General features: G+C 67.7%; 12 protein-coding genes. 7 read left to right on the top strand and 5 right to left on the bottom strand.

Annotated features, from left to right (window positions below; all coding sequences use genetic code 11):
• Nucleotides 1-20 precede the first annotated feature (20 nt).
• Together ACZ5IK_RS19985 and gabT are read right to left on the bottom strand one after the other, a co-directional pair.
• Entirely contained in the window at nucleotides 21-1451 is a 1431-nt protein-coding gene (locus tag ACZ5IK_RS19985; RefSeq protein WP_465489015.1) for an aldehyde dehydrogenase family protein, read from the bottom strand.
• Nucleotides 1448-2779, bottom strand: a complete 1332-nt coding sequence (gene gabT, locus ACZ5IK_RS19980) for a 4-aminobutyrate--2-oxoglutarate transaminase (protein WP_465489014.1) — start codon at nucleotides 2777-2779, stop codon at nucleotides 1448-1450. The genes ACZ5IK_RS19985 and gabT overlap by 4 nt, the downstream gene beginning before the upstream one ends.
• Nucleotides 2780-2888: 109 nt before the next feature.
• On the opposite strand from gabT, the gene ACZ5IK_RS19975 reads away from it, so the two are divergent.
• Nucleotides 2889-4376: a PucR family transcriptional regulator gene (locus tag ACZ5IK_RS19975; protein ID WP_465489013.1), complete on the top strand. Its 1488-nt coding sequence runs from the start codon at nucleotides 2889-2891 to the stop codon at nucleotides 4374-4376.
• Here ACZ5IK_RS19975 and ACZ5IK_RS19970 read toward each other — a convergent pair.
• Both ACZ5IK_RS19970 and ACZ5IK_RS19965 read right to left on the bottom strand, forming a co-directional pair.
• On the bottom strand, nucleotides 4360-5091 hold the full coding sequence (locus tag ACZ5IK_RS19970) for a cache domain-containing protein (protein WP_465489012.1): 732 nt from the start codon (nucleotides 5089-5091) through the stop codon (nucleotides 4360-4362). The genes ACZ5IK_RS19975 and ACZ5IK_RS19970 overlap by 17 nt on opposite strands.
• Before the next feature lie 32 nt (nucleotides 5092-5123).
• Nucleotides 5124-5867, bottom strand: a complete 744-nt coding sequence (locus ACZ5IK_RS19965; RefSeq protein ID WP_101612597.1) for a FadR/GntR family transcriptional regulator — start codon at nucleotides 5865-5867, stop codon at nucleotides 5124-5126.
• 164 nt (nucleotides 5868-6031) lie between these two features.
• Between ACZ5IK_RS19965 and ACZ5IK_RS19960 the strand changes: the two genes are divergently transcribed.
• The 5 genes from ACZ5IK_RS19960 (at nucleotide 6032) to ACZ5IK_RS19940 (ending at nucleotide 11577) form a co-directional block, all read left to right on the top strand.
• Nucleotides 6032-7453 carry a gamma-aminobutyraldehyde dehydrogenase gene (locus ACZ5IK_RS19960; protein ID WP_465489011.1) on the top strand — a complete coding sequence of 474 codons (1422 nt, stop codon included), beginning with the start codon at nucleotides 6032-6034 and terminating at the stop codon, nucleotides 7451-7453.
• On the top strand, nucleotides 7450-8565 hold the full coding sequence (locus ACZ5IK_RS19955) for an ABC transporter ATP-binding protein (protein WP_465489010.1): 1116 nt from the start codon (nucleotides 7450-7452) through the stop codon (nucleotides 8563-8565). Before ACZ5IK_RS19960 ends, ACZ5IK_RS19955 begins: the two co-directional genes overlap by 4 nt.
• Before the next feature lie 27 nt (nucleotides 8566-8592).
• Nucleotides 8593-9798 carry an ABC transporter substrate-binding protein gene (locus ACZ5IK_RS19950; RefSeq protein WP_465489009.1) on the top strand — a complete coding sequence of 402 codons (1206 nt, stop codon included), beginning with the start codon at nucleotides 8593-8595 and terminating at the stop codon, nucleotides 9796-9798.
• A gap of 78 nt (nucleotides 9799-9876) precedes the next feature.
• A complete protein-coding gene (locus ACZ5IK_RS19945) occupies nucleotides 9877-10761 on the top strand; it encodes an ABC transporter permease (RefSeq protein WP_465489008.1) in 885 nt (294 codons plus the stop codon).
• A 9-nt stretch (nucleotides 10762-10770) separates the two neighbouring features.
• Nucleotides 10771-11577: an ABC transporter permease gene (locus ACZ5IK_RS19940; RefSeq protein ID WP_184899918.1), complete on the top strand. Its 807-nt coding sequence runs from the start codon at nucleotides 10771-10773 to the stop codon at nucleotides 11575-11577.
• Nucleotides 11578-11628: 51 nt separating this feature from the next.
• On the opposite strand, the gene ACZ5IK_RS19935 is transcribed toward ACZ5IK_RS19940, so the two are convergent.
• Nucleotides 11629-14607: a PQQ-dependent sugar dehydrogenase gene (locus ACZ5IK_RS19935; protein WP_465489007.1), complete on the bottom strand. Its 2979-nt coding sequence runs from the start codon at nucleotides 14605-14607 to the stop codon at nucleotides 11629-11631.
• Between the two features lie 442 nt (nucleotides 14608-15049).
• Here ACZ5IK_RS19935 and ACZ5IK_RS19930 point away from each other — a divergent pair, with 442 nt between their 5' ends.
• The gene (locus ACZ5IK_RS19930) at nucleotides 15050-24637 is read left to right on the top strand and encodes an RHS repeat-associated core domain-containing protein (protein WP_465489006.1); all 9588 of its coding nucleotides are present in this window, start codon (nucleotides 15050-15052) and stop codon (nucleotides 24635-24637) included.
• The last annotated feature ends 1 nt before the right edge of the window (nucleotide 24638 follow it).

Raw genomic sequence — 24638 nt, 5'->3', positions numbered from 1 at the left:
AGGACGAAACGCGGGGAGGGTCAGAGGGTCAGGCCGGTGAGGACGGTGACGCGTTCCTCGGTGAAGTCGGCCATCGCCGACGCCGGGCCTTCGCGACCGACGCCGGAGTCCTTCACACCGCCGTAAGGCATCTGGTCGGCCCGGAAGCTCGGCACGTCGCCGACGAGCACGCCGCCGACGCGCAGCTTCGCGGACACGTCGAACGCCGTCGGAAGGTCGCGGGTGAACACGCCCGCCTGCAGTCCGAAGCGCGAGTCGTTGATCCGGCGGACGCCGTCTTCCACCGACTCCACTCGCGTGATCGACACGACCGGTCCGAAGACCTCGTCGGCCATCACCGACGCGTCCTCCGGCACGTTCGCGAGCACGGTCGGCTCGACGGTCGCGCCGTCGCGCTTGCCGCCGGTCAGCAGCTCGCCGCCGGCGTCGACCGCCGCGGCGACCCACGACTCGACCCGCTCGGCGGCGGCGGTGTTGATCAGCGGCCCGACGTCGACGCCGTCCGTCCGCGGGTTGCCGGTCCCGAGCGCGCGCACCTGCTCCAGCACCTTCGCCCGGAGCTCGTCGTAGACATGGGCGTGCGCGTACACGCGCTGCACCGAGATGCACGACTGCCCGGCCTGGTACATCGCGAAGGTCGCGATCCGCTGTGCCGCGAAGTCCAGATCCGTCCAATCAGGACAGACCAGCACCGCCGCGTTGCCGCCGAGTTCGAGCGCGACGTGCTTGCGCGGCACGCTGTCGCGGATGCCCCAGCCCACCGGCACGGAACCGGTGAACGACACGACCGGCAGCCGCGGATCCGAAACCAGCTTCGCCGATTCCTCGTTGCTCACCGGCAGGATCGACCAGCTGCCGGCGGGCAGATCGGTCTCGGCCAGGATCTCTCCGAGCAGCAGCGCGGTCAGCGGCGTCGCGGGCGCCGGCTTGAGCACGATCGGCGCGCCGACCGCGATCGCCGGGGCGACCTTGTGCGCCACCAGGTTCAGCGGGAAGTTGAACGGCGTGATGCCCAGCACCGGGCCCTTCGGTACGCGGCGCACCAGCGCGAGCCTTCCGGTGCCGCCCGGGTCGGTGTCGAGTCGCTGCAGGTCGCCGGAGAACCGGCGGGCCTCCTCGGCGGCCCAGCGGAACGTCGACGCCGCGCGCCCGATCTCGCCGCGCGACCACTTCAGCGGCTTGCCCGACTCGGCCGTGATCAGCTGCGCGATCTCTTCGGACCGCTCACCCAGAACTCGGGACACGTGGTCCAACGCGCCCGCCCGCACATGGGCGGGCAGCGTGGCGTACTCGTCCTGGACGTCGTGCGCGGCCTGGACCGCGGTCTCGATGTCCGAAGTGGACGGAACGTGGTGCGAGCCCGCCTCACTGCCGTCGAAGGAGTGGCGGACGACGACGGTCTCGTCGCTGGTGACCGGTTTTCCGGCTACCCAAAAAGGAAAAGTGCTCACTTGACGGCCTCCGTGCGGACAGCGTGCTCGAGGACGGACAGGCCCTCGTCGAGCAGTTCGGTGGACAGGGACAGCGGCGGCAGCAGCCGGACGACGTTGCCGTAGGTGCCGCAGGTGAGGACGACGACGCCTGCCTGGTGGCAGGCCTGCGCGACGCGCTTGGTGAGGTCGGCGTCGGGTTCGGTGGTGCCCGGCTTGACGAACTCGGCGGCCAGCATCGCGCCGCGGCCGCGGACGTCGCCGATCACGCCGGTCTCCTCGGCCAGCGCCCGCAGACGCGGCAGCACCGTGTTCTCGATGCGCTTCGCCGACGCCGCGAGGTTCTCCTGCCGCATGACCTCGATCGAGCCGAGCGCCGCGGCACACGCGATCGGGTTGCCGCCGTAAGTGCCGCCGAGCCCGCCCGGCGGGACGGCGTCGAGCAGTTCCGCGCGGCCGGTGACGGCGGCCAGGGGCAGCCCGCCCGCGATGCCCTTGGCGGTCGCGATCAGATCGGGCACGACCTCTTCGTGCGTGGACGCGAACCACTCGCCGGTGCGGCAGAAGCCGGTCTGCACCTCGTCGGCGACGAACACGACGCCGTTTTCGGTGCACCACTTCGAGAGCGCGGGCAGGAAACCGGGAGCGGGCTCGATGAACCCGCCCTCACCCTGCACCGGTTCGAGGACGACGGCCGCGACCTGGTCGCCGCCGATCTGCTTCTCGATGCGGTCGATGGCGATGCGCGCAGCCTCGGGACCGGACAGGCCGTCGCGGTACGGGTACGACCCCGGCACCCGGTAGACCTCGGGCGCGAACGGGCCGAAACCGTGCTTGTAGGGGATGGACTTCGCGGTCAGCGCCATCGTCAGGTTGGTGCGGCCGTGGTAGGCGTGGTCGAACGCGACGACCGCCTGGCGGCCGGTCGCGGCGCGGGCGATCTTCACCGCGTTCTCGACGGCCTCGGCACCGGAGTTGAACAGCACCGAACGCTTCTCGTGGGTGCCGGGCGTCAGCTTGTCGAGTGCTTCGCAGACCTCGACGTACCCCTCGTACGGCGTGACCATGAAACACGTGTGCGTGAACAGGCCCACCTGCTCGCGGACGCGGTCCACGACGGCGGGGGCGGCGTGGCCGACGTTGGTCACCGCGATGCCGGAACCGAAGTCGATGAGGACGTTGCCGTCGGCGTCGGTGAGCAGGCCGCCTTCGGCCGAGGTGATGTAGACGGGCAGCACCGAACTCACGCCCGCGGCGACGACGCCGGCGCGGCGTTCCTGCAGGGCGCGCGAGGCGGGGCCGGGGATCTCGGTGCGCAGCCTGCGCTGGGTTTCGGTGGTGGCGGTCACGGCCAAACTCCTGCGGGCGCGAGGGACGGGGTCGCCCTCCAGGATGAGAGCCCGGACGGGCCGCGTCAGCTCGACATCTTGTCCATGTCGAGGCGTAGAATTGGACAACATGGCACTGACGCTCCGCGCCCTCGCGGCCGAACGACCGCTCGGCCTGCGCGTGCGTGCGGCCGAAAGCGGGCTCGACCGGCCGATCGGCTGGGTCCACCCCACCGAACTGACCGATCCGCAGGCCTTCCTCGAAGGCGGCGAGCTGCTCCTGACCACCGGACTCTCGCTCGATGAGACCACGGCGCCGGAGTACATCCGGAGACTTGTCGACGCGGGCGTGGCGGGGCTCGGTTTCGGAGTCGGCCTCAGTCACGAGAGCATCCCTCAGTCCCTTGTGGACACCGCCGAGGAGGTCGGGCTCCCGGTTCTCGAAGTGCCGAGGAAGACGCCGTTCATCGCGATCACGCGCGCGGTCTCCCGCGCGGTCGCCGCCGACGAGTACGCCTCGCTCGTCCGCACGGGCAAGGGGCAGCAGGAACTGACCAGGACCGCCGTCGGCAAGGGCGGTCCCGGCGGGGTCGTCCGCAAACTGGCGAAGCTGGTCGACGGCTGGGTGCTCCTGCTCGATTCGGCGGGCCGGGTCACCGAAGCGGCGCCTGCCTCCGCTCGTAATTCCGTCGACGAGGTGCGAAAAGACCTCGCGCGCCTGCGCGCGGGCACGCTCGTGACGGCGGTGGGGGAGCACGAGGTCGTCCTGCAGACGCTCGACACCCGCGCGCGCGGCGTGCTCGTCGTCGGGACACGTGGGCCGCTCGACGCCGCGGGGCAGCACATTGTCAACACCGCCGTGTCCCTTCTTTCCCTTGCACTGGAACAGAATCGTGAACACGTGGCCGCTTTGCGGTACTTGCGCACCGGGTTGTTCGACCTCCTGGTGAGTGGGCAGGACGAGATCGTGACGAGCGCCCTTTCCACGGTTTGGGGCGATGCTCCGGACGCGCCCTGGCGGGTTCACGCCTTCGTGGGGACGCAGGGGGTGAGGCAGGCGTTGCACGCTCTGCTCGAAACGGAAACCGAGGCGCACGAGGTGTTCTTCGCGCACTCGGGCACCGCGGTGGTCGCCGCGACTGTCGCGGATCCCCGCGTCTCGGAGCGAGTGGTGCGGCTCGCGGCCCGTGTCGGCGGTCTGCACGGCGGCTCCTCCGAAATCATCGGCATCGCGGAGTTCGCGTTCGGGGTACGCCAAGCCGAGCAGGCGGCAGGAGTGGCGAAAGCCAGGGGAGTGGAGTTCGTCCCTTATGCCGACCATGCCGGGCGCGGTTTCCTGGAACTGGTCGATTCCCAAGCGGCACAAGCGTTTTCGGACAGCCTGCTGGCGCCGTTGCGGCAGCACGACGAAACCGGCCGGGGCGAACTGGTCGCCTCACTGACCTGCTGGCTCGAACACCACGGTCACTGGGACCTGGCGTCCGCGCGGCTCGGCGTGCACCGGCACACCCTGCGCAACCGCGTGCGCAAGGTCGCCGAGCTGACCGGTCGCGACCTCGATTCCCCCGGTGTGCGCGCCGAATTCTGGCTCGCGCTGCAGGTCAGCGCTCGGACCTGACCAGCGCGATCGGGGAGTCCCCGCACCGCCGCAGCGTCGCGCCGCTCTCGGTGGTGCCCGGTTCCGCGCCGGATGACCACCACGCGGGGACGTCGACATCACGCACCAGCGAACCGGTGGCCTGGCGCGCGTTGTTCGACACGATGACCCGGCCTTGGGCGTTGACCAGTGCCGCGCGGCCGCCGAGCGCGCGCAGTTTCGGCTGCAGCAGGCGCTCGACCTCGCGCACGTGGATGTCCGCGCCGACGACACCCGCGAACGAGCCGTTCCGCTGGACCGGGACGGTGAACGTCAGCGTGTACTCGTCGGTGCAGAGGTAGTCGACGTACGGTCCGTTGATGTGGCGGCGGCCGGTGTCACGCGGGACGGTGAACCAGGACTGCCGGGTGTAGTCAAGGAAGTTGTCGCTGGCCGGGTCGAGGCTGATGACGAGCTGGACGGGTTCGGCGTCCCCGGTCTCGGTCCACCAGTCGAAGCCGAATTCCTGGTCGGCCAGCGCGTTCGGCGCGCTGATGAACCCCGCGCCGACGACCAGGCCGCCGAGGACGTCGAAGACCTGCGGCCGGAGCCGGGTCAGGTCGTCGGCGGTGGCATCGGAGGCGGCCAGCAGCCCCTCGGCGCCGGACAGAACCGGCTTCAGTCTGCCGAAGACGTCCTCGACCAGGGCCGATACCTGCTCGACGACCTCGGAACCGGCGGACGGTGTGTCGTTCACGATGCTCACCTCGGATGCGCGGATGCCGCAGCTTAAGGGGCCAGAAGGTCTAAATGCACGTCCGCCAGCCGGTCTATCGCCTCGAGGATGTGCTCCTCGGTGAGTTTCCTGGCCAGCTCGCCGTCGCCCAGCGCGATGGCGGCGGTGATCGCGCGGTGTTCGGCGTAGGCGTTCTCCCGGGTGCCGTGCGGCTCGAGCGGCAGCCACAGCAGTCCGCCTCGCTCGCTCTGCAACTGCACTTCCTCCCTGGTCAGTCGCGGCGACTGCGCGGCCGCGGCGACTTCGAGGTGGAACTGGCGTTCGGCGCGCGACGCTTCCGCGCCGGTCGCGATGCGGATGTCCTCGGTCGCCAGCTCGAGCCGCTCGATGTCCTCGGGCGAACTCCGCTCGGCGGCGAGTTTGGCGGCGGCGCCGGCGATGGCGAGGTAGTGGTCGCCGACGTCGCGAAGGTCCGACAGCGAAACAGTGCGAAGGCGTTCTCGCCACGAAGCAGCCGAAGGGTCCACGGGCGTCTTCACGAAGCTTCCGCCGCCTCGGCCGCGTCGCGTCTCGACAAGGCCCTGCTGCCGCAAGGCCACGAGCGCCTCGCGAACGGTCACGGTGGATACGCCGAACTGGGCGGCCAGTTCGGCTTCGCTCGGCAGCTGTTCCGAGTCGGCCAGCAGTCCGAGCGTGATGGCGTCGACCAGCCGCGCGGTGACCGCTTCCGCCCGGCCGATCTGGTCGAGTGGCGCGAACATCGCTGACCGCGCGCTGTGCGACATCCCCTTACGCATGGTGGCCCTTCGCCCGTACCGCTACCCGATGGAACCAATCTTGCCCCATCGTCTTGTCATTTAACATCTGGACTTATATGTTTTAGCTCCCTCGCCGCCCCACAAGGGAGCAAGGGACCTTTGCTATCGCCTCACGCCCCCAGGCCCAGTAGCCAGGAGCTCTCGTGCAGCAGTTGAAGCACTTCATCGGCGGTGAGTACATCGGATCCGCGTCGGGCGAGGTCGCCGACATCGTCGATCCCGTCACCGGCCGCCCGTATCGCACCGCCGCCGTCGCCGGCCCCGAGGACGTCGATCGCGCGCTGAAGGTCGCGGCCGCCGCTTTCGAACAGTGGCGTGAGACCACGCCCGCGCGGCGCCAGCTCGCGTTGCTGAAGATCGCCGACGCCGTCGAAGCGCGCGCGGACGGCCTCGTGCTCGTCGAATCGGCGAACACCGGCAAGCCGATCGCGCTCACCGCGGCGGAAGAACTGCCGATGATCGTCGACCAGTTGCGGTTCTTCGCGGGGGCCGCGCGTGTCCTGGAAGGACGGTCGGCGGGCGAATACATGGAAGGGCATACCTCTTTCGTCCGCCGAGAACCGATCGGCGTGTGCGCGCAGGTTACGCCGTGGAACTACCCGCTGCTCATGGCGGTCTGGAAGATCGCTCCCGCGCTCGCCGCGGGGAACACGGTGGTGCTCAAACCGGCCGACACGACTCCCGCGTCGACCCTGCTCTTCGCCGAGATCTGCGCCGAATTCCTGCCGCCCGGCGTGCTCAACGTGATCTGCGGCGACCGCGACACCGGGCGCGCGCTCGTCGAGCACGAGATCCCCGCGATGGTGTCCATCACCGGCTCCGTGCGCGCCGGGATCGAAGTCGCCGCTTCGGCGGCGAAGGACGTGAAGCGTGTACATCTCGAGCTCGGCGGTAAGGCGCCCGTAGTGGTCTTCGCCGACGCTGACATCGAGGCGGCCGCGGAAGGCATCGCCGCCGCCGGGTACTTCAACGCCGGCCAGGACTGCACCGCGGCGACCCGCGTTTTGGTCGACGGCGAGGTCCACGACGCGTTCGTCGAGGCGCTCATCCGGCAGGCGCGGGCGACCACCACCGGGAAACCCGACGACACGTCGGTCAGCTACGGGCCGCTCAACAATGCCGCGCAACTCGAAAGGGTGGCCGGATTCGTCGATCGGCTTCCCTCTCACGCGACAGTCCACTGTGGAGGTAAACGGTTTGGGGACGAGGGTTACTTCTACGCGCCGACGGTGATCTCCGGCGTCCGCCAGGACGACGAGATCAGCCGGACGGAGGTCTTCGGCCCGGTCATCACCGTCCAGCGGTTCGGCTCCGAAGCCGAAGCGCTCGCCGCGGCCAACGGCGTCGACTACGCGCTCGCGTCGTCGGTGTGGACCACCGACCATCAGCGGGCGATGCGGCTGGCCGGGAAGCTCGACTTCGGCTGCGTGTGGATCAACACGCATATCCCGCTGGTCGCCGAAATGCCACACGGCGGCTTCAAGAAGTCCGGCTACGGCAAGGACCTCTCGCTCTACGGCCTCGAGGACTACACCCGCGTCAAGCACGTGATGAGCGCGCTGTGACGACCACCGAAAGGCACGCCATGCCTCAGCAAACGCACCCCGCCTCCGCCGAGGGGGAGCAAGGGACCTTTGCTGTCGCCTCCGGCGGCGGGGACCCGGCCATCCGGCTGCGCGGCCTGCGCAAGGAGTTCGGCCAGGTCCACGCGGTCGACGGCGTCGACCTCGACATCCCGCCCGGCGAGTTCTTCTCGATGCTGGGCCCGTCCGGTTCCGGCAAGACGACCGTGCTGCGCATGATCGCCGGTTTCGAACTCCCGACGGCGGGCACGATCGCACTCCACGGCCGCGACGTCAGCCGTCTCGCGCCCTTCGACCGCGACGTCAACACGGTCTTTCAGGACTACGCGCTCTTCCCGCACATGACCGTGCGTCAGAACGTCGAGTACGGCCTTCGGGTGAAACGCGTGCCCCGCGCCGAGCGGCGTCAGCGCGCGAAGGACGCCCTCGACACGGTGAGGCTCGGCGAGTTCGGCGACCGCAAACCCGACCAGCTCTCCGGCGGGCAGCGGCAGCGCGTCGCCCTCGCCAGAGCCCTGGTCAACCGCCCGAAGGTGCTCCTGCTCGACGAACCGCTCGGCGCGCTCGACCTGAAACTGCGTCACACCATGCAGACGGAGCTCAAACAGATCCAGCGCGACGTCGGCATCACCTTCATCTTCGTCACCCACGACCAGGACGAGGCGCTGACGATGAGCGACCGCATCGCGGTGTTCAACGCCGGCCGCATCGAACAGGTCGGCTCACCGGTCGAGGTCTACGAACGGCCGGCGTCGGCGTTCGTCGCCGGGTTCGTCGGCACCTCGAACCTGCTCAGCGGCGGCGGCGCCGAAAACATCATCGGCAAGCCCGGGGTCTTCAGCATCCGCCCCGAAAAGATCCGCATCGACGCGGATCTCTCGCAAGCGGCGGACGTCGGCGAAACCAGCGCCACCGGCACCGTCACGAACACCGTCTACGCCGGCGCGACCGTGCGCTACGAGGTCACGCTCGACGCCGGCGGCCAGCTCTCCGTGGTCCGGCAGAACACCGCCGAACCCGCGGACTTCGAGGGCGGCCGTGTCCGCCTGAGCTGGCGGCACGAACACAGCTTCCGCGTCCCCGAAGCCGGTTAGTTCTCCCCAGCACCGAAAGGTCGTTCAATGAAGAACAGGAAACTCGCGCTCGCCGGGCTGTTCGGCGCCGGCCTGCTCGTGGCCGCCTGCGGAACCTCGGGATCCAACTCGACCGCCGCCGCACCCGGCGGACAGGGCTTCACTCCGCCCAAACTCGACGCGCTCGCCCAGCTCGGTCAGCCCGAAGGCCAGGTCAACGTGCTGGCCTGGCCCGGCTACGCGGAGAACGGCTCCAACGACCCGGCCGTCGACTGGGTCACCGGCTTCGAGAAGGAGACCGGCTGCAAGGTCAACGTCAAGGCGTTCGGCACCTCCGACGAAGCCGTGAGCCTGATGAAGACCGGACAGTACGACGTCATCTCCGCCTCCGGTGACGCTTCGCTGCGGCTCATCGCGTCCGGAGACGTCGAACCGGTGAACACCGCGCTCGTACCGAACTACGCCGACGTCTTCGACTTCCTCAAGAACCGCCCATGGAACAGCGTGAACAACGTGTCCTACGGCGTGCCGCACGGCTGGGGCGCGAACCTGCTCACCTGGCGGACGGACAAGGTGAGCCCGGCGCCGACGTCGTGGTCGGTGATGTTCGACGCGAACAGCCCGTACAAGGGCAAGATCTCCGCCTACGACTCGCCGATCTACATCGCCGACGCCGCGCTGTACCTGCAGACCCACAAGCCCGAACTCGGCATCAAGAACCCGTACGCGCTGGACGACAAGCAGTTCCAGGCCGCCGTCGACCTGCTCAAGCAGCAGCGTCCGATGGTGGGGGAGTACTGGTCGGATTATCTGAAGGAAAGCCAGGCGCTCAAGAGCGGCGACGCCGTCGTCGGCACCGCCTGGCAGGTGACGGTGAACCTGACCAAGAGCGAGGGCGCGCCGGTCGAATCCGTGCTGCCGTCCGAAGGCGCGACGGGCTGGTCGGACACCTGGATGGTGTCGGCGAAGTCCCCGCACAAGACGTGCTCCTACAAGTGGCTGAACCACATCGTCAGCCCGAAGGCCAATGCCCAGGTCGCCGAGTACTTCGGTGAATCGCCCTCGAACCCCAAGGCGTGCACCGAAACCAAGAACAAGGCGCACTGCGACACCTACCACGCCGGTGATGCCGCGTACGCCGCGAAGATCCACTACTGGACGACGCCGATCACGCAGTGCCTCGACGGCCGCACCGACGTCAAGTGCAAGGACTACGGCGAGTGGACGCGCGCCTGGACCGAGATCAAGGGCTGACCTCCCGAACTCCGGGAGCGGCTGGTGGTGCCCCCCCAACGCCGGCCGCTCCCGGTCCCATCCCCGTAGGTGGACATGATGACCACGACGCTCGATTCACCGAGGCGGAAAGCCTCCGCCTTCCTTTATCGCAAGCCCCGGCTGCGGCTGGCCATGCTGCTTTCCGCGCCGACGCTGTGGCTCGGCCTCGCCTACCTCGGCGCGCTGGCCGCGCTGTTCGTGACCGCGTTCTGGCACACTGACGTCTTCACCGGCCAGGTCGTCACCGAATGGTCGCTGGACAACTTCGTCACCCTGTTCAGTGACGCGGTCTATCGCACGATCACCCTCCGGACGGTCGGGATCGCCGCGCTGGTCACGGTGATCACCGCGATCATCGCGTTCCCGATGGCGTTCTACATGGCCAAATTCGCCTCACCGCGGGCGCGACGGCTCCTGGTGATCGCGGTGATGACCCCGCTGTGGGCGAGCTACCTGGTGAAGGCCTACGCGTGGCGGAGCATGTTGTCCGGCAACGGGGTCCTGCACTGGCTGCTCAACCCGTTCGGCCTCGACACCCCCGGCTACGGCGTGCTCGCGACCGTGATCACTCTGTCGTATCTGTGGCTGCCGTACATGATCCTGCCGATCTACGCGGGACTTGAGCGGCTCCCCGATTCCCTTGTGGACGCCTCCGGCGATCTCGGCGCGCGGCCGTTCAGGACGTTTCGCTCGGTAGTGCTGCCGGTGACGTTCCCCGCTGTCGTCGCCGGTTCGATCTTCACGTTCTCGTTGTCGCTGGGCGACTACATCGCGGTGAAGATCGTCGGCGGCACGTCGCAGATGCTCGGGAACGTCGTCTACGACAACATCGGCGCGGCCAACAACCTGCCGTTCGCGGCGACCGTCGCGACCGTTCCCGTGGTGATCATGCTCGCCTACCTCGCCGCCGTGCGCCGCACGGGCGCGCTGGACAACCTGTAGGAGCGCGCGATGCGGCTTTCCCGGACGACCAAATACCTGTTGCTGGCGGCCCTGGTTCTGGGCCTCGCGGTCATCTACTTCCCGTTGCTGGTGGTGTTGCTCAATTCCTTCAACGCGGACACCACCTTCGGCTGGCCGCCGTCGAGCTTCACCCTCGAATGGTGGGGCCGGGCCGCGGAGAACGAAGGCGCGCTGAACGCGCTGGGCACGAGTGTCCAAGCAGGACTCGCGGCCACGGCGATCGCTTTGGTACTGGGCACGATGGCGGCGTTCGCCTTGCAGAAGTACCGGTTCTTCGGCCGCAATCAGGTGTCGCTGCTGATCATCCTGCCGATCGCGCTGCCTGGCATCGTCACCGGTATCGCGCTGAACAACGCGTTCCGCACGATCCTCGGCATCGACCTGGGCCTGTTCACCGCGATCGTCGCGCACGCGACGTTCTGCATCGTGGTGGTGTTCAACAACGTCGTCGCACGCCTGCGGCGCATGGGCGGCAACCTCGAAGAGGCGTCGATGGACCTCGGCGCCGACGGCCTCACGACGTTCCGGCTGGTGACGTTCCCGATGCTGCGCTCGGCTCTGCTGGCCGGCGGTCTGCTGGCCTTCGCGCTGTCGTTCGACGAAATCATCGTCACGACGTTCACCCTCGGGACCGGGCTGGAGACCCTGCCGATCTGGATCCTGAACAACCTGTTCCGGCCGAACCAGGCGCCGATCGTCAACGTCGTGGCGGCGGTGCTGATCCTCGCGTCGACGATCCCGGTCTACCTGGCGCAACGGCTTTCCGGCGACACGACTTCCGGTGGGCGGTTGTAGAAGGAAAACGCCGGTGCGGCTTCGTAAGCCCGCACCGGCGTTCTGTTTCACTCAGTACCGACGGTCTTCGACCGCTCCCGTCGTTCCGTTGTAGGTGATGTAGCCGTTCTGGAAGTTGCTGCGCTTACCTGTCGATGTGGTTTCCTCGCCACTGGTCGGGAAGCCGAGATACGACGTCTCCCAGCCGAGACTCTGCCAGCGCTGCCGGATCGCCCCCTTGACCTCCCACGCCTCGTTGGTTCCCCAACGCCAGTAGATCGAGTGATCGAAGCCGCCCTGGCGGAAGTGGTTGTACTTCCCCGTGTTCCCGGGTGTCCAGGCCTCATCGGTGAGGGGATAGCCGACCGCGCTCTCCCAGCCGATCGCCTTGTAGCGATCGCGAATCGATCCGTGGATCTCGTGGGCGTCCGTGGAAGGCGACCAGTAGATCGAACCGTTCCCGCTGAAGTGCGTGTACCGCCCGACGCCGTCCGGCGTGGCCACTTCATCGGTGGTCGGGTAGCCGAAGAACACTTCGTATCCCAGGCCTCCCCACTTCTGCCAGATCCGGCCCATGACGTAGTGGGCGCCGGTCGCGGGCGTCCAATAGATCGAGGCGTTGTTCTTGAAGAAGTGGTTGACCCTGCCGACCCCGTCCGGCGTGGTCAGCTGGTCGCTGGTCGGGTAACCGAGCGGTCCGCCCTCGCCGCCGGCCGCCCGCCACTTCGTCCGGATCTCGCCGTGGATCGCCATGGCCCCGATGGTCGAATGCCAGTAGATCGAGGCGTCCCCCGTGGTCGGGCCGCCGGTGAAATCGTTGTAGCGTCCGTTGAGCGCGCCCACCAGCTCGTCGGTCTTCGGCGACCCCAGGAAGGCATGCGCGCCGAGCGTGACGTACTTGGTCAGGATCTCCCCGGAGACGGCCTTCACGCCGTGCTGCTGTGTCCAGTAGAGACGGCCCGACGTGTACAGCTGCCAGTGCCCGTCACCCTCGATCAGTTCCGCCCCCACCGGGGTTCCCATCAGGGTGCGGAGGGGTGCCTCGTCGGCGTATCGCTTCTCGATCGGGGTCTGGTAATCCGCCCGCAGACCGAGCCCGCCGCTGGGCATGACGATCTGCCTGGCCGGCTCCGTGCTCTGGTTGTCCGCCCACTTGACGAACTTCGCCGCGTCGAGAGAGGTCGCCGGCGCGGTGATCAGCACCGCCGCTCCCACCGTCACCAGACGGCCGGCGTCCTGGTTCGCGCCGATCTTGATCTGGGCCGGATGGTTCCCGACGACAGTGAGGCGAGCCTGTCGTGGATTCGCGACGTACTGCTTGCTGGCGACGACGTTGCGGCCGTTCTCCACCGACGAAGTGATCACGACGCGAGTGTCGTTCTCGTTCGGGAAACTCATCGAGAACGTGAGTCCGGTGGCGGTCCTGAGCTGGTTGATCTCACAAGCGGCGTTGCGAGGGCAGTGCACGCGATCCGCGCGCCAGTTCACGGTGAGCGGTCCGTCGCCCGGATCTGCCCCCGTGGCACCGAGCGAGACCGTTTCACCGGTGGAAAAGACCGTCGACGTCGGCGGGAGGAGTTCGACGGTGGGGCTCGCCTCGGTCGGGACGACCGTCCGGCTGGTGTTGGACGGGGCGCCGTGCGGGTCGGTGACCGCGAGGGTCACCGTCACCGGATCGCCCGCCGAGTACGTGTGACTCACGGTCTTCCCGGTTCCGGTGGTGCCGTCACCGAAGGTCCATTGATAGCTCAGAGCCTCACGGTCCGGGTCGTCCGACGTGCTCGCGTCGAACGAGACCGTGCTTGTGGCCGGGTCCGTGGTCGCGGTGAACGCCGCGCGGGGAGCCTTGTTGACGGGCGTGTAGCTCAGCCTGCGCAATTTCGCCCCGGCCGCGTCGGCCAGCACGATGTCGCCGTTGGGGGCGGTCAGGACCGACACCGGGTCACCGATCGCGGAAGCGACGGTGGTGATGGGCTGGGTGACCGTGCCTCCGTTGTCGAACCCCAGAGTGGAAAGAGTTTGCGCACCCTTGTTGGCTACGAAATGAATTCCACGGAAAGCCTCGGGATAAGAAACTCCGGTGTAAGGAACACCGCCGACGATCGTATCCGTGGCGCCGTGCACCGTTTCGCCGAGCGGTGCGGCATTCGCGACATTCTTGCACTCCGGCGTGTCGCGATAGCCCGGAGTCCGGGTCGTGCCCTCCCAACAGGGCCATTTCAGGTTCTGGCCGGGGAACGCGAGGTCGACTTCGTGACGGGCCGCCCAGCCGACGTCGGTGACGATCACGCCGCCGCGCGGGTCCAGTGCGATCCGAGGATCACGCAGCCCGCTCGCGTAGTTGCGGCTCTTCCAAGACGAGGTAGCGGTCGTGTCGTAGAACGGGTTTTCCGGCACGCCCCGGCCGGTGAGGTCGACGCGGAGGATCTTGCCCGTCGGATGGGCCGTGTCCAAGGCGCGCAACGCGAACTTGTCGACGTTGTCCTTCGTGGCGTCGGTGTGGGACCGGACGGCGGCGTTGTCACCGACGGCGACCCACAGTGAGGTGCCCGCAGGGTCCGCGGCCACGTCCTGGATGCCCTTGCTGTCCGCGTTGACCGGGAACTCGAGGACGGTGAACTCTTCCGACAACGACGTCGGAGCGTCGGATCCTTCGGCCTTCCACTTGCTGAGACGGAACACCGCGGAGGATCCCGTCGACACCGCCCGAGTGGTATAGACCGCCCGGCTGGTGGTGAAGTCCGGCGCCACCGCGATGCCGGTGAGGCCGAGCGAACCAGCGGTGTGCACTGGAAGCGAGGCGATCTGGACCGGCTGACCGCCTTGCGGTACCAGCTGTACGGACCCCAGACGGCCGGTGGTCAGCGCGCTTCCGTCCGGGAGGTAGGCGGCGTCGGTGAGATCTCCGGCCTGGTGGCCGGTGGGAGTGTCGAACAGGGCGAACCCCGGAGGCAGCGCCGGGGCGGCGTGTGCCGCGGGTGCCGTGACCACCACGGTGCCGAGCAGGGCCGTGGCGGCCGCGGAGACGATCAGGGATCTTCGAGTCCGCATTGGACCTTCCTTCTCCGAATACGGAGAGTGCCACGTGCGGAAAAAAGTGCTCACAAACGCACAAAATTGCGACGGCGCGACAGAGTTGCTCATTCTGTAACGCGACGCGACGATCCGCCCCCAGCGCCCTCGCTTCTGGCTATAAGCACGCCGGACGCTAGCGGCTGCTCGAAGTGCCGTCATTCGGCCAAAGGTGTGATTCGAAGAGTGGCAAGTGGTGTTTTGTGACGAAGATCATCGGCCACGACAGTCAATTTTGGCTGTCGAACGCCAGTTCGATGCCTACTTGGTCGGTCGGGCATGTCCATTCGGTCACGGCCATTCGGCCCAATTTCGGGAAAGGGCCTTGCCGGACGCCTTCGCTCCCCACCAATATCAACTTGCCGACCTGCTCTGAAGGAGCCGAGGGATGCCCTCGTCGGGCATCCCAAGGGGGGAAATCATGAAGCGGATCCGTCGTAGACCTGCCCTGCGCGCAAGACTCCGGGCGACGCTCGCCTTGCTGCTGATCGTCGCGCTGGTCGCGACGCTGGGGCCGGTGGCGTCGCAACGATTCCCGTCCTCGGGTGACGCGGACGCCGCGGCCGGGGCCAACGCGCCCAAGCAGCAGTCGGGATCGGCGGAAGGGGTTCCGGATCGACCGACCCCGGACAGCCCCACCGCGCCCGCGATCAACCGCGCGACGGCCGCTTCACTGCAGTCGAAGTACCCGCCGTTGACCTTCCCCGAACCCGCCGCGGACAAGCGCGGTAGCGCCAAGGCCGTTCCACCGCCCGCCACCCAGGTGCGTGGATTCGACGACAAGGCCAGCAGGGAACTGCCGCAGCAGCGCACTTCCCACAGCAGCGTCTACGACAACCCCGACGGCACGCAGACCACGGTGTACGGCCAGGATCCGTTGAACTATCCGTTGCCCGAGGGCGGCTACGGCGCGATCGACGCACGTGCGGTGCCGGATCAGGCCGGTGGCTGGCGCAAGGCGGGCGACGCGCTCCAGGTCCACCTGGGGCAAACGGCGGGCTCGATGCGGGTCGACCCGGGCGCCGGGCAGGAAGTCGCCTTCACCCTGCTGGGGGCGCGGGCTTCGGCCGGACGCGCGGAGGGTGCCACCGTCGGCTATCCCGACGTCCTGCCGAACGCCGACCTGCAGGTCGAGTTCTCCGCCGGCGCGGCCAAGGAATGGTTCGTCCTCAAGCGTCCCGACGCCCCTCACGCCTGGGAGTTCGCTCTCGACCTGAAGGGCCTCGAAGCGAGGATCGTCGACGGCGCCGTGGTCTTCGTCGACCGAGCCGGCGCCACCGTCCTGCGTGTCCCGGCGGGCTACATGCTCGACTCGAGCCGCCAGGAAAGCGGCGAGCCCGCGACGTCCTACGGTGTCACCTATCGGCTCGTGTCCCGTGACGGCCGCCAGATCCTGCGCGTGGAACTGGACTCCGCGTGGCTGCGCGACCCGGCACGGGTCTATCCCGTGCGGGTCGACCCCACCGTGGTCAAGGAGTCGGTCAGCACCGGCAACATGGTTGTCGAGAACGGTCAGCGTCACCTCAACGCGACCGAACTGCGGGTCGGCCGTAGTGGCGGCAAAACGGCCTCGAGCTATCTCCGGTTCGGTGGGATCGGCGGGGATCTGAAGGACAACCGGATCTTCGGTGCCCAGTTGCAGCTGACCAACTTCTGGTCCGGCTCGTGCGCGCCCCGCCCGATGTACGTGCATCCGGTCACCGCGGACTGGGGTTCCTCCGGGACGCCGCCGATCGGCGGCCCGCTCGGCAGCGGTGTGTTCTCGCACGGCTACATGGCCCCGCTGGCGACCAGGTCCAACTGCCCGACCGCGCACGAACTCGTCGATCTCGGTGTCGACGGGCGAAACCTCGTCCAGCAGTGGGCGGGCGGCGCGGCGAACCACGGCCTCGCCCTGCAGGCCCCGAATGATCCGGCCGCGTGGAAGCGGTTCACCGGATTCGGTACGGCGAACCCGCCCCGGCTGTACGTGACGCACTCGCCGTACAACGCCGAGTACCGCGTCGACCGTGCGACGCCGGAACCGCCGGTCACCCGCACGAGCCCGGGCAAGGTCAAGATCACCGTGACCAACCGCGGCGCGCAGGCGTGGACTCGCGCCGACTTCGCGCTGGGTTACCGCATCTTCGACCGGAGCGGGAACTCGCTCGGTTCTCAGGTGGCCGCCGAGCTTCCCGGCGATGTGGCCCGGGGGGCGTCCGTGACGCTCGACGCCGAGATCAAGCCGATCGGCGTCGGCAGCTACCTGCTCGACTTCAGCGTGTTCCGCAAACCGGGCGACTACTTCACCGATCACCAGGTCGCACCGGCCCGAATCGGGCTCGACGTCTACGACGTGCCACCGTTCATCAAACATCAGTACCCGCCCAACGGCGCGTCCGTCCAGACGTTGACACCGCAGCTGTGGGCCAACGGTATCGACGTCGACCCTCCGCCCGGCAGCACCTTGAAGTACCGGTTCGAGGTGTGCCGGAAGGGCGACGACGACACTCCGGTCGAGTGCTTCAGTTCTGCGTACCAGGCGAATCCCACGTGGACGGTTCCGGACAAGAAGCTGTCCTGGAACAAGATCTATCTCTGGCGGTCGTTCGCCTTCGACGGCGCCAACGAGAGCGAACCGCTTCCGTTCAGCGCGATCCTCAGCGCGGTTCCCCAGCCGGCGATCACCTCGCATATGGCGATGACGCCGCACAGCGGATCCGATCGCGACTTCGACCCGATGGTGGGCAACTACTACTCCAGCGCCGTCGACGTCCAGCTGCCGACGGCGGGCCCCGAACTGAGCGTGACCCGTACGTACAACTCGCTGGACCCGCGGCGCGACCACTGGTTCGGCACGGGCTGGGCGACGAAATACGACATGAAGGTGGTCCGCGACTACGCGGGGAACACCCTCGTCACCTATCCCGACGGGCAACAACTGCGCTTCGGTCTCAACCCCGACGGCACCTATGCCCCTCCGCAAGGGCGTTTCGCGGACTTCGCGTCCACGCCGGACGGTGGATGGCGGCTCACCGACAAGACCGCGACCACCTACCGGTTCGACTCGGCGGGCAGGCTGACCGGGTACACCGACGGTGTCGGGCGTGGTGCGATCGTGCAGTGGGACGGGGCCAACCTGTCCCGCGTCCTCGACCTGGCCAGCGAGCGGCAACTGGTCTTCCTGGTCGAAGGCGGCAAGGTCGCGCACGTCTTCGCCACCGAGATCAACGGCCAAATCCGGAACTGGAAGTACTTCTACGAAGGAAACCGGTTGCGGCGGGTCGAAGACCCCCGGGGGAACGCCACCGAATACCAGTACACGGACCAGTCCAGGTTCCGCACGGTCGTGAACGACGCGTCGCCCGACGCGTACTGGCGGCTCGGTGACGCGACCGGAGACGTCGCGGTCAGCCAGGTGGCGTTCAACCGGGGCAAGGACAACGGGAAGTACAAGAACGTCGTCCTCGGTGCTCCCGGCGCGCTGCCCGGCTCGGCCGACACCGCCGCGACGTTCAACGGGTCGAGTTCGGTACTGCAACTGCAGGACGGCGTGGTCAAGAAGAGCAGGGACCTCGCGGTCGAGCTGTGGTTCAAGACCACCGGTTCCGGTGTCCTGCTGGGCTACCAGCAGAACGAGATCACCGGCGCGCTCCAGAACGCCTACACCCCGGCGCTCTATGTCGGTACGGACGGAAAGCTGTACGGCCAGTTCGCCGACGGAACGACCAATCCGATCCGCACCGCCGCGTCGGTCAACGACGGGAAATGGCACCACGTGGTGCTTTCCGGGGCCCTGGCGACGCAGTGGCTCTACCTGGACGGCGTCCAGGCCGGGACGAAACAGGGCGTGATCGACCACGGCAACCAGACCAAGGTCTATGCCGGGGCCGGGTTCATCGCGGGTAACTGGCCCGCGAAGCCCGCCAACGACCACGGCTACTTCGCCGGGGCGATCGACGAGATCGCCGTCTACGGCAAGCCGCTCAGCGACAGCGTGGTCCGTGAACACTTCCAAGCCGCGCAGCCGTCCGAAGGCTTGAGCAAGATCGTGCTTCCCAGCGGCAGGGTGGCCACGGAGGTCGAGTACGACACGGTCAACGAGCGGGTGAAGGCCTACACCGACCGCAACGGCGGGGTGTGGAGGCTCGGCGCCCCGGTGATCACCGGTGAGGAGAACAACCTGATCCGGACCGTGAAGTTCACGGATCCGGGGAACCGCGACCACACCTACGACTACGACCCGGTCCGTGGCCGGATCCTGCGGATGGTCACCCCGCTGGGCCTCGGCGTCCGTCCGGAGGACAACCCCGGCCAGCCGCCGGGCGAGGCAGGCTACGGGATCCGCAGCTATGCCTACGACGACGAAGGCAACCAGAGCACCATCGTTTCCGAGAACCTCAACGAGGTCGTCCTCGGTTTCGACAAACGCGGAAACGTGACCAGCAAGCGGACCTGCTCGATGGCCACGAAGTGCCAGACCGAGTACTTCGGGTATTTCCTCAACCCGGGCAATCCCCTCGACCCGACCAACGACAAGGTCGCGTGGAGCCGGGACGGCAGGTCGACGAACGCCACCGACAACCGGTACCTGACGACGTACCTCTACACCGCCAAGGGAGATCTGCTCACCCAGCAGATGCCCGACGGCGGGTCCGTCACGCACACCTACACCGACGGCACCGAGCAGGCGCTCGACAACCCGCTCCACCGTGTCCCGGCGGACCTGCTGCTGATGACGCGTGGCGCGCTCAGCGACACGACGGTCTACCGGTACTACCGCTCGGGTGATCTCGGCGAGATCCAGGAACAGGCCGGAATGCGTACCCGGTTCGGCTATGACGTCGGTGGGCGCAAGACGTCGGCCACGGTCTACACGGCGGCGTATCCCGATGGCGTCAAGACCACGTACGAGTACGACGAGCTTTCCCGGGTGATCGCGGAGACCGGGCCGGAGACGACGAACTCCGTCACCGGGGTCAAACACCGTGCCAAGACCGTGACGTCCTACGACAAGGACGGGAACGTCGAGCGGGAAGAGGTCCTGGATCTCACCGGCGGCGATCGGGCACGGGTGACGACGCGCGCATACGACGATCACGGCAGGCTCGTCCACGTCGTGAACCCCGAAGGCAAGGAAACCAGGTACGGCTTCGACGTCTTCGGCAACCGGACGTCCGTGGTCGACGCGAGCGGTGTGAAGAGGTCGTACGCGTACACGGCCCGGAACGAGGTCGCGGAGGTCCGGCTGCACGGCTGGCACGGCGGCGTGGTCGACCCGGCCGATGGTGACGGCAGGCCCGGCGACGGCGAGGGAGATCCCGATCCTGGCGGTTCCAAGCCGACGGTGCTCGAGTCCTTCCGGTACGACGAATCGGGCAGGCAGACCCTGCACGTCGACGCGATGGGCAGGACGACGAGGAACCACTACTACGCCAACGACCTCATCGGCCAGGTGGTGGCGGAGGGCTATCGCGATCCGGTCACCGGGAACGTCCGCGACCTCGTGCTGGAGAACAACGACTACGACGGCGCCGGAAACCTGACCAAGCAGATCACCGCGGGCAACAGGACCACGACCTACGAGTACGACGCCGTCAGCAGGCTCACGGCGACGAACGAGGACTCAGGCGGTCTCGAACGGCGTACGCAGTTCACCTATGACCGCGGCGGCAACGTCATCCGGTCGGAGAAGTCCGGGTACTCCTCGAACGTCGGCGCCGGCCAGCCGAACGTCACCGAAACCACGGAGTTCGCCTACGACTCGAACGGGAAGCGGATCCAGCAGACCGTCCACAATGGTCAGGAACGCCTGATCACGCGGTGGCGGTACGACGAACGCGGACTGCCGACGGCCGTGACGGATCCCCGCGGCAACCTCGGGCAGGAACCCTTGTCCGCGTTCACCACGAAGATGGACTACGACGAGTTGGCCAGGCCCATCCGTGCCACCGGCCCGCGAGTCCGTACCGAATCCGGCGGTGGCGCGGCCACCGACACACAGGCGACCATGATCACCGGGTACGACACCTTCGGCTCGGTCACGCACACGAAGGACCCGGTCGGCCGGGTCACCACGGCCGAGTACGACCGGCTCGGCCAGTTGGTCAAGTCGAGCCTGCCGTCGTACACACCACCCGGGGGCACCGCGCCGATCACCCCGAGCAAGGAGATCCGGTACGACGCCGTGGGGCGTGTGATCAAGCAGATCGACTCGCGGACCCACACCACCGAGTTGCGGTACGACCAGCTGGGAAGGCTGCTGGAACGGCAGGATCCGCAGGCCGACGGTACGGCGAGCGGTGTGTGGAAATACTCGTACACGATGACCGGCCTCCCGCTTTCGGCGACTTCGCCGACCGGGGCCCGTGTCGAGGCGACGTACGACGAACTGGGCCGCAAGGTCACGTCGACCGCGGTGGAGCGGTTCCCGAAACCGTCCTCGACCACTACCAGCTACACCACCAAGTACCGGTACGACGCCGCGGGCAACATCGACTTGGTCGAGAACCCCGCCGGTGAGAAGAGCAAGAGCACCTACGACAAGCTGAACCAGTTGATCACCGCGGTCGATCCGGCGGGAGTGAAGACCCAACGGGGCTACGACCGGCAGGGCCGCCTGGTCCGGGTGAGTGACGGCGCGGGCGTCACGAAGCGCCTCAACTACGACCTGGCCGGCCGTCAGGTGTCCGAGTTCGACGTCGAGGCCGGCTGGACCGCGAACCAGCCCCCGTTGCGGGAACGGAAGTTCACCTACGACCTCGCCGGGAACGTGAAGACGGCGGAGGACTGGGAAAAGCGCGTCACGACCTTCTCCTACGACGCGGCGAACCGGCTTTCGGGCCAGGTCGAACCCGTCGCCGAGGGGAAGTCGATCACGACGTCCTTCGGGTACGACGCGGCAGGAAACCGCACCAGGTTCACCGACGGCCGGGCAAACAAGACGGTCTTCACCTACAACAGCCTGAACCTGCCGGAGTCGGTGATCGAGCCGTCGACCGCCGCGCACCCCGCGGCAACGGACCGGACCTGGACGCAGTCCTATGACGCGGCGGGGAACGCGACGCGTCTGACCGCACCCGGCAACGTGACCCGGGACCGGACCTTCGACGCCCTCAACCGCATGCTCACCGAGTCAGGTTCGGGCGCGGAAGCTCCGACGAAGACCAAGGAGCGCGCCTACGACGCCGACGGCCGTCTGATGGTGGCCGGACAGAACGGGTACACCTACAACGACCGAGGTGGTCTGCTGACCGCCACGGGCACCTCCGGCAGTTCGTCGTTCGAGTACGACGCGGCCGGACGTGTCAACAAGCGCACGGACGCCGCCGGGACCACCGGCTACGGCTATCTCAACGGGCGTCTGGACTCCGTCACCGACGGCGCGACCGGCGGCAGGCTGACCTACGGCTACAACGAGGCCGGAAAGGTCAAGACCGTCGACTACGGCGCCGGCCGGGTCCGGACCTACGAGTACGACAACCTCGCGCGGCCGAAGTCCGATGTCCTCAAGGAAGTCAACGGTTCGGTTCTCTCTTCGATCGCCTACACCTACGACCCGAACGACCGGGTCAAGACGAAGGGCACCACGGGGCTGGCCGGTTCCGGTCAGAACAGCTACTCGTACGACCACCAGGGGCGGATGCTCTCGTGGACCGATCCGGCGGGTAAGGCGACCGAGTACGGCTGGGACGACTCCGGGAACCGGGTCAAGGCGGGCGAGAAGGTCGCCGGCTACGACGAGCGGAACCGCGTCCTCGCGGACGGCGACTACACGTACGCGTACACGCCGCGCGGTTCGCTGGCTTCACGTACCTCATCGGGGCTGGAGGAGAAGTACTCCTTCGATGGCTTCGACAGGCTAGTGAAGTTCGGCTCGACCGAGTACACCTACGACGACTTCGATCGGCTCGCCACCCGCGGTGGACAGCAGTTCTCATACGCGGGCATGGAAAGGGACGCGGTCAGCGACGGTGTCTCGCGCTTCGGTCGCGGTCCCGACGGTGGCTTGTTGTCGCTCTCGCAGGGGTCCGATTCCCGGCTCACGCTTTCCGACCGGCACGGTGACGTCGTCGGTGCCCTGGCGCCCGCTTCCGGTGGCGTCGTCGACTCGACAGCGTACGACCCGTACGGCAAGCGGATCGCGTCGACCGGTACTGCACGGTCGGTCGGCTTCCAGGGTGACTGGACGGATCCCGACAACGGGAACGTCAACATGGGGGCGCGGTGGTACCAGCCGGGTTCCGGGACCTTCGCCTCTCGCGACAGCATCGAGCTGCCGTACTCGCCGTCGATCAGCGCGAACCGGTACTCCTACGTGCTCGGTTCGCCGCTGAACTTCTTCGATCCCGATGGCCACGGCTGGTTCAGTGACCTGTGGGACAAGGCGGGCGGCATCGTGCACACCGCGCTGGACGTGGCGGGCATGATCCCCGGCATCGGTGAGATCGCCGACCTGGCCAACGCCGCGATCTACGCGGTGGAGGGTGACTGGGAGAACGCCGCGTGGTCGGCCGCGGGTGCCATCCCGTTCGGGGGCAACGCCGCGACCGCCGCGAAATGGGCGCGCAAGGCCGGTGACTTCATCGGCGGCGGTCGCCGGGCCGGTCGCTACGCCGACGACGCAGTCGCTCTCGGCCGCCGCTACGGCGACGACGTCGCGGGCGCGGCCCGTCGAACCGCGGGCGACGCAGCCGCGTCCGCCGCTCGTAAGGCGTCCGCTGTCGCGGCTGCCCGCAAGGCGGCTGCTGCGGCCGCCGCGGCCGCGGCTAGGCGGGCCGCAGCGATCCTGGCGAAGAAGAAGGCCGCTGCCGCCGCTGCGCGGGGCGCCGCGGAGAAGGCGGCAAAGCGGAATCCGATCCCGACGTTGAAGGCGGCATTGAAGCCGGTCTTCAAGGGGACGGACCTGGTCTCGTCGTCGCCGTTGATGCCTGCTCGGATCGTGCAGTCGTTCAAGGCGAACGTGCAGGATGCCGGCCAGGTGACGGACTTCTTCAAGAAGCAGGTGGTGGGGGACGGGAGCGTCGTCCAGAACGTCGCCGAGACCGTGACGGCCGTGTCGGAGATCGCTCAGTCGGGTGCTTCTCCTGAAGATGTGCTGGCCGGGTTGGCTGGCTTGGCTGGGCGGAACAAGGGGCGGGGTAAGCATCACGACGAGTCGTCGAGCAGCCCGGCGGGGAAGTGCGAGACGGGGAACAGCTTCGATCCGAGCACCCTGGTGGTGATGGGTGATGGGTCTCGTAAGCCGATCAAGGATGTGAAGGTCGGGGACAGGGTCCTGGCGAAGGATCCGACGACGGGGCGTTCTGCGGTTCGGGTGGTGACGGATGCTCGTTCGCATGCGAGTCAGCGGACGTTGGTGGAGGTCGGTGTCGCGAGTGGGGCCGATCGTGGGTCTGTGGTGGCGACGGATGAGCATCCGTTCTGGGTGGAGTCGGAGAAGCGGTGGTCGCACGCTGTTGATCTGAAGGCCGGGCATCGGCTGGAGACCGGTGATCATCGGGATGCGACTGTCACGGGTACGCGGTCTTGGTCTGAGACCCGGCGGGTCTACAACCTGACGGTCGATGGTGACCACACGTACTTCGTCGTTGCAGGTCAGACGCCGGTCCTGACGCACAACTGCGATGGAGGGGCACTAGGAGCGGCGCAGGGTGTAGCAGATGCTTCGGCGACAATCCGCCCCGACGCGTCGAGGCCTGTTGTGGCAGAGGCTATTCAACTGGTTGGTGGGCAAATCTTTGGTAGTGCTAGCGTTCGGGGAGCAAGGGTCCGCGTGCACCCGGCCGTGCAGGTCGTGTTGAACACGGTTTTGCCCGGGGAGCGTGGCAATGGGCATGGGCAATGTGGTTTGGTCGTCTGCCTATCGCAAGCACTCTTCAATGGGGAGAGTCCGGTGGGAGCTGATGCCGCTGCAGTCTTGATTAGAGGCAGTGTCGAGCATGCCAAACACGGAACCCCGATAGGTCCATGTAGTAGTTGCAAGGCGCTTAGAGAGCATTTTGATCTCAATTTCACGACGGGTGGCTAGA

The sequence above is a fragment of the Amycolatopsis sp. NPDC031561 genome, from assembly GCF_055580625.1.
The sequence above is the reverse complement of the archived record's forward strand: the minus strand, read 5'-3'. Positions and strand labels throughout refer to the sequence as shown.

Coding starts and splice junctions, on each gene's coding strand:
- ACZ5IK_RS19975 (WP_465489013.1), top strand. CDS start 2,889: ATGGCACTGACGCTCCGCGCCCTCGCGGCCGAACGACCGCTCGGCCTG.
- ACZ5IK_RS19965 (WP_101612597.1), bottom strand. CDS start 5,867: ATGCGTAAGGGGATGTCGCACAGCGCGCGGTCAGCGATGTTCGCGCCA.
- ACZ5IK_RS19950 (WP_465489009.1), top strand. CDS start 8,593: ATGAAGAACAGGAAACTCGCGCTCGCCGGGCTGTTCGGCGCCGGCCTG.
- ACZ5IK_RS19945 (WP_465489008.1), top strand. CDS start 9,877: ATGACCACGACGCTCGATTCACCGAGGCGGAAAGCCTCCGCCTTCCTT.
- ACZ5IK_RS19940 (WP_184899918.1), top strand. CDS start 10,771: ATGCGGCTTTCCCGGACGACCAAATACCTGTTGCTGGCGGCCCTGGTT.
- ACZ5IK_RS19935 (WP_465489007.1), bottom strand. CDS start 14,607: ATGCGGACTCGAAGATCCCTGATCGTCTCCGCGGCCGCCACGGCCCTG.
- ACZ5IK_RS19930 (WP_465489006.1), top strand. CDS start 15,050: ATGAAGCGGATCCGTCGTAGACCTGCCCTGCGCGCAAGACTCCGGGCG.